Origin of the sequence: Lutibacter sp. (genome assembly GCF_041555395.1) — a bacterium.
Classification (GTDB): domain Bacteria; phylum Bacteroidota; class Bacteroidia; order Flavobacteriales; family Flavobacteriaceae; genus Lutibacter.
Genome location: NZ_JBFFKM010000026.1, coordinates 24,988 through 36,392, shown reverse-complemented (window position 1 = coordinate 36,392; position 11,405 = coordinate 24,988). Strand labels below are relative to the sequence as shown.

14 protein-coding genes are annotated in these 11,405 nt (G+C 32.6%); 9 read left to right on the top strand and 5 right to left on the bottom strand.

Going from position 1 to position 11,405, the window contains the following annotated elements:
- The 4 genes from ABY285_RS07350 to ABY285_RS07335 form a co-directional block, all read left to right on the top strand.
- On the top strand, positions 1-250 hold a 250-nt coding region (locus ABY285_RS07350), incomplete at its 5' end, for a phosphatidate cytidylyltransferase (RefSeq protein ID WP_372768578.1).
- Positions 251-252: 2 nt separating this feature from the next.
- Positions 253-903 carry a phosphatidylserine decarboxylase family protein gene (locus ABY285_RS07345; protein ID WP_372768576.1) on the top strand — a complete coding sequence of 217 codons (651 nt, stop codon included), beginning with the start codon at positions 253-255 and terminating at the stop codon, positions 901-903.
- A gap of 20 nt (positions 904-923) precedes the next feature.
- On the top strand, positions 924-1,190 hold the full coding sequence (locus ABY285_RS07340) for an acyl-CoA-binding protein (protein WP_372768574.1): 267 nt from the start codon (positions 924-926) through the stop codon (positions 1,188-1,190).
- A gap of 5 nt (positions 1,191-1,195) precedes the next feature.
- Positions 1,196-1,810 carry a YceI family protein gene (locus ABY285_RS07335; protein ID WP_372768572.1) on the top strand — a complete coding sequence of 205 codons (615 nt, stop codon included), beginning with the start codon at positions 1,196-1,198 and terminating at the stop codon, positions 1,808-1,810.
- Between the two features lie 62 nt (positions 1,811-1,872).
- Here the strand turns inward: ABY285_RS07335 and ABY285_RS07330 are convergent, their stop codons facing one another.
- The 5 genes from ABY285_RS07330 to ABY285_RS07310 all read right to left on the bottom strand — a co-directional run bounded on the left by ABY285_RS07330 (position 1,873) and on the right by ABY285_RS07310 (position 8,095).
- Positions 1,873-3,885, bottom strand: coding sequence for a DUF349 domain-containing protein (locus tag ABY285_RS07330; protein WP_372768570.1), 2,013 nt, complete (start codon positions 3,883-3,885; stop codon positions 1,873-1,875).
- Between the two features lie 131 nt (positions 3,886-4,016).
- The gene (locus tag ABY285_RS07325; RefSeq protein ID WP_372768568.1) at positions 4,017-4,763 is read right to left on the bottom strand and encodes a shikimate dehydrogenase; all 747 of its coding nucleotides are present in this window, start codon (positions 4,761-4,763) and stop codon (positions 4,017-4,019) included.
- Positions 4,756-5,778: a DUF368 domain-containing protein gene (locus ABY285_RS07320; RefSeq protein WP_372768566.1), complete on the bottom strand. Its 1,023-nt coding sequence runs from the start codon at positions 5,776-5,778 to the stop codon at positions 4,756-4,758. Before ABY285_RS07320 ends, ABY285_RS07325 begins: the two co-directional genes overlap by 8 nt.
- Before the next feature lie 3 nt (positions 5,779-5,781).
- Entirely contained in the window at positions 5,782-6,714 is a 933-nt protein-coding gene (locus ABY285_RS07315) for a DUF368 domain-containing protein (RefSeq protein WP_372768564.1), read from the bottom strand.
- A gap of 46 nt (positions 6,715-6,760) precedes the next feature.
- On the bottom strand, positions 6,761-8,095 hold the full coding sequence (locus tag ABY285_RS07310; protein WP_372768562.1) for a tetratricopeptide repeat protein: 1,335 nt from the start codon (positions 8,093-8,095) through the stop codon (positions 6,761-6,763).
- A gap of 189 nt (positions 8,096-8,284) precedes the next feature.
- On the opposite strand from ABY285_RS07310, the gene pyrR reads away from it, so the two are divergent.
- The 5 genes from pyrR to ABY285_RS07285 are packed head-to-tail and all read left to right on the top strand — an operon-like array spanning position 8,285 to position 11,385.
- Complete coding sequence (gene pyrR / locus ABY285_RS07305; protein ID WP_372768560.1) at positions 8,285-8,824, top strand: bifunctional pyr operon transcriptional regulator/uracil phosphoribosyltransferase PyrR; 540 nt, start codon at positions 8,285-8,287, stop codon at positions 8,822-8,824.
- A 2-nt stretch (positions 8,825-8,826) separates the two neighbouring features.
- Positions 8,827-9,759: an aspartate carbamoyltransferase catalytic subunit gene (locus tag ABY285_RS07300; protein WP_372768558.1), complete on the top strand. Its 933-nt coding sequence runs from the start codon at positions 8,827-8,829 to the stop codon at positions 9,757-9,759.
- Between the two features lie 2 nt (positions 9,760-9,761).
- On the top strand, positions 9,762-10,094 hold the full coding sequence (locus ABY285_RS07295) for a hypothetical protein (RefSeq protein ID WP_372768556.1): 333 nt from the start codon (positions 9,762-9,764) through the stop codon (positions 10,092-10,094).
- 17 nt (positions 10,095-10,111) lie between these two features.
- A complete protein-coding gene (locus tag ABY285_RS07290; RefSeq protein WP_372768554.1) occupies positions 10,112-10,471 on the top strand; it encodes a T9SS type A sorting domain-containing protein in 360 nt (119 codons plus the stop codon).
- Positions 10,468-11,385 (top strand): ribonuclease Z, encoded by a 918-nt coding sequence (locus ABY285_RS07285; protein WP_372768552.1) that lies wholly within the window; start codon positions 10,468-10,470, stop codon positions 11,383-11,385. The genes ABY285_RS07290 and ABY285_RS07285 overlap by 4 nt, the downstream gene beginning before the upstream one ends.
- Positions 11,386-11,405: the final 20 nt, after the last annotated feature.

Below are 11,405 nucleotides of genomic sequence, written 5' to 3'. Positions count from 1 at the left end.
TACTTTTTTAGTGAGTTTTATTTTAGCCAGTCAATTTACATCACTTTACCTTAAACAATGGCTTGTAATTGCAGGAATTGTAAGTGTCTTTGGCGTATTGGGAGACTTAATAGAATCTATGTTTAAAAGACAAGCCGGGGTTAAAGACAGTAGTAATTTTATACCAGGACATGGAGGCTTTTTAGACCGATTTGACAGTGTTATTTTTGCCGCTCCTTTCATTTTCATTTACTTACAATTAGTTCAATAATTATGTTTCATAAAGAAGGTTTTAAAATAATAGTCATTGCCTCAATTTTTGTTGGTTTAGGCTTTATAGCTCTTGAAAACTTTGTTGAAGCAATTTGGCTCAATAAATTATTGGCAATCTTATTGCTTGGTTTTTATGTGCTGATATTACAATTTTTTAGAAACCCCAAAAGAGAAACCATTGTTAACGACACACATATTATTGCGCCTGTTGATGGTAAAGTTGTTGTAATAGAAGAAGTATTCGAAAAAGAATATTTTAAAGAAAAACGGATACAGGTTTCCATATTTATGTCTCCGATAAATGTTCACGTAACAAGATATCCTATTAGCGGAGAAGTAACTTTCAGTAAATATCATCCAGGAAAATATTTAGTTGCATGGCATCCAAAGTCATCTGAAGAGAATGAAAGAACAACCGTTGTAATTGCCAATAAATTTGCGGGAGAAATATTGTACCGCCAAATTGCAGGAGCATTGGCCAGACGCATTGTGAACTATGCAGAACCCAAAATGCAAGTGATTCAAGGCCAAGATGCCGGATTTATAAAATTTGGTTCCAGAGTAGACGTGTTTTTACCGTTAAATGCTGTTATTAAAGTAAATTTAAACGACAAAGTTAAAGGCGGGGAACAAATAATTGCCGCACTTTAATTTTTTTAAAACTTACTGTTATGGCAAAAAATCTAGACGAAGAATTTGAAAAAGCCTATAAAATTTCATCAACGACTACCTTAAAACTTCCACCAGATGTGATGTTGCATTTATATGCCTATTACAAGCAGGCAACTAAGGGAACGAATTACCAGCAACCTTCAGGCAACGTAGAATTAAGAAACGCTTTTAAATTAAATGCATGGTTTCAATTAAGTCAAATTTCTGAAGATCAGGCCAAAAAAGAGTATATTAACCTTGTAAATAAATATTTAAAAAACCACTAACTATTATGAAAAAAATTTATGTTCTATCATCATTACTCTTAATAATGGTATTTGTTTCTTCTTGTAAAAAGAATGAAAAAAAAGAGGTAACTCCAATTGTAAAAACATATTCTGTGATGGCAGATTCAACTACAATTAATTGGACTGCATACAAAACAACGGCTAAAGTTCCTGTTAAAGGACAATTTTCAGAAGTAGCTATTGAAAATGCAAAAAAAGACACAACAGCTCTAGGAGCATTAAACGGATTAAAATTTAAAATACCGATTAGTAGCTTGATTACAAAAGACACCATTAGAGACGCAAAAGTAAAAAAATACTTTTTTGGTTCTATGGAAAATTCCAGCACAATTACAGGAACAGTACACATAAATAAAGAAAATGCCAGTACAGTTGATATTTCATTGAATGGCATCACAAGAGAATTACCAATAGCCTATATCGTAACAGATAATAAAGTTACCATAGTAGGAAACATGGAATTAGACAATTGGCAAGCTAAGGCAGCTTTAGAAGCTTTAAATGTAGTATGTAAAGATTTGCATACTGGTGATGACGGTATTTCAAAAACCTGGAGTGATGTTAAAATTGAAGTTATTGCCGTTTTAAAATATGAATAAAAAAACTTAAGATTCTTAAAACTTTTTTCCATAAAAAAGCCTGCATTCGCAGGCTTTTTTATTTAATAATCCAATTGTCTTAAATAGTCTAATTTAGATTTCCAAATTTCTAATTTTTCTTTATAAACATTGATCTGATTTCTCACATTTTGAACTAAAGGATTGTCTTCAGAAACATTGGAAATAAACCCAACATTATTTTCTAATTGTAGGATTTCCTTGGAAGTTTCATCAATTTTTCTTCTTACAAAAAGCTGTTCAGAATCCAATTTTCTATAGTTTTTTTGTTCGATATAGCTATTCACTAAGTTTCCAAACTTAATCATTTCAACATCTTGCTTGTCAATTGCATTTTCTTCGACAATTTTATCTAACAATTTATTGAACTTAACTTCAATATGCTTCATTTCATGAGGCACTCTTCCAAGTTCACGCCATTTTTTGACATATTCTTTAAGCGTATTGATGGTAATTTTGGTTTTATTGTCAATAGCTTCTTTAATTTCTGCTAAAAGGTCCTTCTTTTTACTGAAAACATCCAACTCCAATTTAGTACCAGCATCTTGTTGTTGGTGAAATCTGTCAAAATAATAATTACATGCATCTTTAAACTCTTTCCATAATTTATCCGAATATTTTTGGGGAACATGACCAATTTTCTTCCATTCCATCTGAATTTTTTTCATTATTTCAGTAGTTGTATCCCAATCTTCGCTTTCTTTTACGGCTATTGCCTTCTCAATAAGCGCTTTCTTTTTATTTAAATTATCAAGGTGTTCGTGTTTGACAAGTTTAAAGTAATTATTTTTATCAACATTGAATTTACGGGTCGCCTCTTTATATTTAGCCCATATTAAATCGCTTTTTTCTCTTGGAACTTGCTTAATTTCAGAAAACTTATTGCGTAAAACTTCCAATTCCTTGATGCTTTTTTGCCAATCAACTCTTGTTAAATTTTTTGAAGTATCCAATGCTTCAATCTCTGCAATAACGGCTAATTTTTTCTCAACATTCTCTTCAAATCTGGATTTCATGTCTTTGAAAAAATCATGGCGTTTATCGTGCACTTTTCGGGTTGCTTCACTAAATCTATCCCAAACCTCTTCTCTTTGCTCTGTTGCAATTGGCCCTATATCTTCTTTCCATAATTTATGCAATACCTGAAGTTCTTTAAAAGCTGCATTAATATCGTCTGATTCCGCCAATTCTTCAGCTCTTGCAACAAGCTTTAATTTTTCTTCTAAATTATGTTTAAAATCAAGGTCACGCAAATCATTGCTTAAATGCAATAAATCATAAAAACGTTCCACATGATGTTGATAGGTTCTCCAAGTATCGTTGTATTTCACTCTTGGAATAAGTCCAATCTTAACCCATCTGTTTTGAATGTCCTTAAACATTTTATACATGGTGGCGCCTTCGGCGTTATCAATTAAGTGTTTAAGTTCTTCTATTAAACCAAGTTTTGCTTGTAAGTTATCGTTCAGTTGTTTTTCCTTACTGGCATAAAACTCATTTCTTTTGATTTTAAAATCATAAAGAATACTGTTATAGTTTGATTTTATTGGACTATTGTGCTGAAAATCAACCAAATCACCTCCTTGTTCTACAAATGTTTCCTTTTCAACTTTTAGTATTTCTCCGTATTTAATATGAAAAGCCTGTTTTATTGCATTAACGTTACTTGTAATGCTTTGAACTGAATTTTCTTTAACAAGCCTACTCAATTCACTTACTAAATCTTCTAAACTGAAGTCGGCATAATTCACCATTTCAATAGTTGAATGATCAATATTTTCAGAACTTTCAGCAATTTCACTATTCATTTCGTCAACAGCTTTAATGGCTGAAGGCATTTTTTTCGGATTTAATTCTTTTTGAGTGTCTTCCTGAATTTTGGAATCCTGCAGTATTTCATTGCCTTCAGCAATTTCGCTATCCATTTTGTCAACAGATTTACTGGTTGAAGGCTTTTTTTTCGGCTTTACTTCTTTTTGTGTTTCTTCCTGAATTTCGGAATCTTGCGGAGTTGCATGACTTTCTTCGACTGGTAATTTGTTGTCTTGGTCTAACATATAAAAATGTTTAAGGTTCGTTTAATTATATTCATTAATAATTTTAAAAATAGCCTTCTTTTTTTGAAAAAACCACTTCTATAAGAGATGTGAATTTTTTAGAAAAGTTGCGTAAATTTAGGGAATTCTTTTTAGGAATTCCATATTTTCCATGACTTTTCTGCTTGTAATTCAAGCATTTCCAATCCGTTTTTAATACTGGCTCCTTGATTTTTGCCTTCAAGCAAAAATTTAGTTTCTGTAGGGTTGTAAATCAAATCATACAGCAAATGCTTCTCGGATAAATATTGATATGGAATAGCGGGAGCATCATCAACATTTGGATGTGTACCAATTGGTGTGCAATTAACAATTATTGAATATTCACCCATAATTTCTGCATCCAGCATCTCATAAGTCAACATATTTTCAATCGTGCTTCTTGAAACAAATTTATAGGAAATATTTAATTTATTTAAAACATATGCAATGGCCTTTGATGCGCCTCCGGTTCCCAAAATTAGTGCCTTTTTGTGATGGGCTTTCAACAGAGGTTCAATCGATTTTTGAAAACCGTACACATCGGTGTTGTAACCAATCAATTTATCATCATCTGTTATTTTAATGGTATTAACGGCACCAATTATTTGCGCCTCACTTTCAACTTCATCTAAATATTTAATAATAGCTTCTTTATAGGGAATGGTAACATTCAATCCCCTAAAATCCTCTTTTCGCTGGTACAAAATAAAAGGAAATTCTTCAATTTCAGGGATGTCGAAATTGAAATATTGATAATTATTTAAGCCCATTTTTTTGAATTTTTCCAGAAAATATTTTCTGGAAAAAGAATAGGAAATATTTTTTCCTATGATCCCAAATTTATTGCGATTATTCATTTCGATATTCTTTACTTTCAGATCCATATTTATCAATTAAAAAAACAAGTGCGGCACCAAAAAAAACAAAGAAAATGGCAACCCAAGTTTCCTGTTGCGAAAAATCGGGAAAATATCTTTTATAATTTTCAATTACTTTATCTCCATTAATATCAAATAACATTTCGCCATTTACAATTTTATAAACCACTCTTTTCCACGGCCAAACAATACCCAATGAACCCGTTATAAAACCGATAATTATTGAGGTAACTATTTGGTGCCATCTTTTTAACACATAGCCTAAGATATGAGAAGTGGCTACTAAACCAAAAGCTGAACCTCCAGTAAATACTGCGATAATTTTAAGATATCTCATCCTTTCTTCACTGTTGATGAAACTAAAATCACCAGTAAAAACATCAATAAAAGTTTTATACAACATCGTAACAGAATCTACTAAAAGCAACACATAATTACCCATTAAAATTAAGATAAATGATCCTGAAAGTCCGGGTAATGTCATTCCTGTAACCCCAATAATTCCACAGAAAAATACAAAATATAAGTTGTCATTTTCTTTGGCCGGATTCATAAAACTGATGGCGATACCAATGACAATTCCTATAACCATTGAAATAATATTGCTTCTCCTCCAATCATTAAAATCTTTTGAAATATAATAAATTGAACCAATAATCATCCCAAAAAATGCACTCCAAACGTACAGCTCGTAATGCCGCAGCAAATAATCTAACAATAATGATACGCTGAAGTAACTAAAAACGCTTCCACCAATAACAAGCAATAAAAAAGTTCCGTTTATGTAGTAATAAAAACTTTTAAACCTTCTGTTAAAAAGCAACAAAAACGCTTTATAATTTATTTTTCGAAGCGAATAAATCAGCTCTTCATAAAAACCCAGCACAAAAGAAACCATTCCACCGGAAACTCCGGGAACCTTATTTGCAGCACCCATAGAAAGTCCTTTAATAAAAAGAAAAAACTTGTCTGAAAAACTACGGTTTCTTGCCATAAATTAAACTTTATTTGAAATATTCGCGAGTTTTTCTAACAATATGATTACTGAAAAACCAATAATTGACAAAATGATAGCCATCATTAATTGTGAATCACCTTCATAAGAAAAAGGAGAAATACTTTGCTCATTAAATGGCACCTTTACGCCATGAGAATTTATGCGCCAGGTTAGTGTTTCCTTCCAAGGCCAGATTTTGTTTAGTGAACCCAAAATAAAACCCGTTAATACCGCCAATGTATAATTTTTATGATGATCAAAAAGCCATCTCAACACTTTAGAAAAGGATAATAGCCCAACCACAGCACCAAAAGACATCACGCCAAGTAATTTGACATCTCTATTATGAATGGCATCCAAAACAGGTTTATAAGCGCCCAGAAGCACCAAAATAAAAGAGCCTGAAATACCGGGCAATATCATGGCGCAAATCGCCAAAGATCCGGCAAAAAAGAAAAACAAAAGTGAAGAACTTTCTGAAATTGCAGGTTGCAAGGTTGTGATAATATAGGCTGCAATAGCGCCTAATATCAATAATATAATTGTGACAGCATTCCATTTTGTCAGTTGTTTGGCAACATATAAAATACTTGCCAAGACCAGACCAAAAAAGAAAGACCAAACCAAAATTGGCTTATTTTCCAACAACCAGGAAATAAGTTTTGCCAATGAAACGATGCTAATAAAAATACCTGATAATAAAGCCAACAGAAAATTGCCATTAATAGCTTTCCAAGCGGCTTTAAAACCTTCCTTTTTTAATAATTTTAAATTCGCAATATTTATTCCGCTAATTGAAGAAAGCAACTCTTCATAAATACCAGATATAAAAGCAATTGTACCACCAGAAACTCCTGGAACCACATCAGCGGCACCCATGGCTATTCCTTTTAGTAAAATAATGAGGTAATGGCTAAAATTTCTTTGTTGCATTTGTTGCTAATGGTTACCAGGCAAATGTAACATTTTATAATGAAATTTATTTGTATTGGGTTATTATATCCTTTACTTTTTGCAGTTTATAAACTTCAGGAAACAACTCTTTAATTATTGAAAAATATTCAAAATCTATGGACAACGCTTCTTTCAAGTGTAACCTTCCTTTTGTGTAATTCTTAAATTTAAAATACAAACTTGCCAGTCTGTATTCTATTTCCGCAAAATCGTCAAAATATAATTTGGCTTTTAACAAATTTGTCAATGCATCTTCATATTCTCCTAAAAAACACAATACATCGCTTAATCCAACCCAAATTACAAGATCCAGATCCTGCAATAAAATACATTGTTCAAACGCTTTTACAGCCTCTTCAAAATAGTTGAGTTTTAAATTAATTTCAGCATATTTTCTCCAATACAGCGTGTTTTGATCATCAATTTCAAGCGCTTTATTTACATAAAATAAGGCCTTGTCATATTTTTTTCCTTTAATGTGCAGATTGGTAATGGCAATCCAGCCTTTGTCCAAAAGGGGGTCTTCCTGAACTGCTTTTTTGTAATACTTTAAGGCCAATGTCGTTTTCTTTAATTTTTCATGACATTCCCCAATTCTAAAAAAAACGAATGAAGTTGGATCATCTAATTTTATCGTGATTTTGTAATTTTCTATGGCTTCATTAAAACGATTCAATTGTTCTAAAGTTTTTGCCATTTCCAGATAAGCCCCCACAAAGTATTCATCAATAAGCACGGCATAATCAAAAGCACGCAATGCTTCTTCATAAGCTTCAACTATAAAATATTGACGACCCAATTGGTGCCAGGCAATTTCACTGTAAGGATCTTTATTAATATAGTTGTTCAGATATTCAGTGGCTTCAAAATGCTTATTTTGCATATCAAAGCAATAAATTACGTTGTAAAGTGCGGAATAATCTTCTACATCAGCTTCCAGACATTTTGAGAAATTTAGCTGCGCTTCATCAAAATCATCTAAATATAAATATTCCATTCCAAGCAAGGAAAAAATGTCCGCTTCATCATCAGTATATGTCAGCGCAACTTTCAGCAAACCTATTGCCTTAAAATGATTGTCCTTTTTTGAAAAAATACTAGCCTGTTGCACATAAATTTCATCATTGGCAGGTTCTATTGCCTGTAATTCTTTTAACAGTGCCGAAGCTTTGTCAAATTCTTCATCAAAAATCAGCAATTCAGCCCTCAATAATTTTAACATTACAGAATTGGGATGTTGTTTAAGTCCCAAATTAATTGCTTTTTTTGCCAATGAATTTTTTCCAGAATCTAAATAATAGTGCACAATTTCCTCAAACTCAATGGAGTCGAAAAAATAAACACTATTGGTTTTTAGCATCGATTCAAATTTTGAAAGCGATATGTTATTTTCTTTTGGAGTTAAATTCATAATAAAAATTGCATAATTTAGCGTCACATTAAAATTACGGGACAAACCTAAGATATTAAACACAACTTCTAAATGTTTTTAACAAATTAATTAACAAAATGCTTTATATTTGTATTCCAAACAATGTTTGGTACTGTCATGAGTAAAAAAATACTTCTTAGCTCAAAAGAGATTCATATCATTTTACACAGATTAGCCTGTCAACTAATTGAGAATCACACTAATTTTGAAAACACGGCGCTTATTGGAATTCAGCCAAGAGGCACTTATTTGGCGGAACGTTTAGTCTCTATTTTAGAAAATGATTATCACATTCCAAACGTGAAATTAGGGTTGTTAGACATCACTTTTTATCGTGATGATTTTAGGCGTCGAGAAACTCCTTTACAGGCGAATAAAACCAAAATTAATTTTATTGTTGAAAACAAAAATGTCGTATTCATAGACGATGTACTTTTTTCTGGCAGAAGTATTCGTGCTGCGCTGACTGCCATTCAATCGTTTGGAAGACCTTCGGAAATTGAACTTTTAGTGTTAATCGACAGAAGGTTTAGCCGCCATTTGCCTATTCAGCCAGATTACAGCGGAAGTCAGGTAGATGTTTTTAACGAAGAAAAAGTAAGTGTTCACTGGGAAGAAAAAGATGGTAAAGATGCCGTATATATTATAAATAATTAAATATGAGTCAGTTAAGCGTAAGACACCTTTTAGGAATAAAACATATAAATAAGGCTGATATTGATTTGATTTTTAAAACAGCCGATCATTTTAAAGAAGTGATTAACAGGCCCATTAAAAAAGTGCCTTCGCTTCGTGATATTACCATTGCCAATTTATTTTTTGAAAACAGTACCCGAACAAGACTTTCATTTGAATTGGCAGAAAAGCGTTTATCGGCCGATGTTGTTAACTTTTCCGCAAGTCAGTCTTCCGTAAAAAAAGGGGAAACGCTTATTGATACCGCGAACAATATTTTATCCATGAAAGTTGATATTATTGTGATGCGACATCCCGATGTAGGTGCTTGTGATTTTTTATCTCAGCATGTAAATGCACAAATAGTGAATGCCGGAGACGGAACTCATGAACATCCAACACAAGCATTGTTAGACTCCTTTTCCATTCGTGAAAAACTAGGAAGCGTAGAGGGAAAAAAGATTGTAATTTTGGGTGACGTCTTGCATTCTCGCGTGGCACTTTCAAATATATACGCATTGAAATTACAAGGTGCAGAAGTAAAAGTTTGCGGACCAAAAACCCTCATCCCCAAATATATCGAAAGCTTGGGCGTAAGTGTTGAATACAATATTAAAAAAGCACTTGAATGGTGCGATGTTGCCAATGTGCTTCGCGTACAAAATGAACGTATGGAAATTAATTATTTCCCTTCAACCAGGGAATATTCGCAACTATTCGGTATAAATAAACAACTACTGGACTCTTTGGGTAAGAAAATTTTAATTATGCACCCTGGTCCAATTAACAGAGGTGTTGAATTAACAAGTGATGTGGCTGACGCCGACCAATCCATTATCTTAAATCAGGTGGAAAATGGAGTTGCCATTCGTATGGCAGTAATATATTTACTGGCACAACAAACTGAACAAAATTAGTTATGATTGTTACTAAAAATAAAACATACACACTCATAAAGCCTACTCAAATTTCAGCATCTCAGTTCTTTGTTGAATTTAAAGATTGCTACAAGGAATTTATCGGGGAACATTTAATTATTGATATTTCTGATAAAATTAACGTAGAAATTAAAGAAATTTTGTTATTTTTGAAACTAAGTGTGCAACACATAAAAAATGGTACAAGTTTTGTACTTGTTTGTGGGGGTATATCAATTGATGATTTACCGGACGAATTAAATGTTGTTCCAACATTTAACGAAGCTATAGACATCCTTGAAATGGATGCCATTGAACGAGATTTAGGATTTTAAAACCAATTGGCTTATTGATGAAAAAACTACTTTTTATAACTATTATGATGTTTTTCTCATTTTCTTTTGCGCAACAATCCGAGAAAAACAATGGGGATTTAAATAACAATATTCCGCAGGCTACACTTCTATCAGTTTCTGCCTATCCAAATCCATTTAGTACAGATACAAGTATCAACTTTAGATCTTCCAAAGTGCAAACTATAGAGTTTACAGTAAAGAACCTTTTGGGAACAACGGTTTATGCGGAGCAAATAGATGCTAACGCCGGCTACAATGCCATCCCTTTTAACAGAAATAGTTTAACCAAAGGAATGTACATTTACTCTTTGCAAACTGATGTTGAGATTGTTTCTAAAAGATTAATCATTAAATGAGTTTAAAACTCACTATTTTAGGATGTCATTCTGCAACACCACGAGTTAACGCGCACCCGACAGCGCAATTTTTAGAAATCAAAAATCATAACTTTTTAATTGATTGCGGTGAAGGCACCCAAGTACAATTGCGTAAATACGGCGTTAAATTTTCCAAAATAAAACACATATTTATTTCACATTTGCATGGCGATCACTTTTATGGATTGGTTGGGTTAATTTCAACCTTCCGATTGTTAAACCGTGAAAACGAGCTGCATCTTTATGGGCCAAAAGGATTGAAAGAAATCATCACGTTACAATTAAAACTCTCTAATTCCTGGACACAATACCCACTGCTTTTCCATGAGCTCACTTCAACTGAAAGCGAACTTATTTATGAAGATGAAAAAGTTGAAGTGCATACCATCCCTTTAGATCACAGGGTATATACCAACGGGTTTTTATTTAAAGAAAAACTAGGGGAACGCAAATTAAATGTTATTGCGATTTCAAAATACAAAGAAATTAAAATTTGCGATTACCAAAACTTAAAAAACGGGAGAGATTTTATGTTACAAAATGGTGTTTTGCTAAAAAACGAAACGCTGACCTTAGATCCATGCTTACCTTTGAGTTATGCTTTTTGCAGTGATACCGCTTATTTTCCTGGAATTATATCTTTAATAAAAAATGTAAATTGTTTGTATCATGAAGCTACTTTTTTGAAAGACAAAGAAGCGCTTGCTGCAACCACAAAACATGCCACAGCGGCACAAGCGGCCAAAATTGCGCAACTGGCACAAGTAAAACAGTTAATTATTGGACATTATAGCGGCCGTTACAAAAACAAAGAGGATTTTAAAATTGAAGCACAGGAATTTTTTGAGAACACCCTTTTAGCTTTAGAAGGAAAAGTTTTTGAAATCAATTAAATAAGGGTTCCTAAATTACC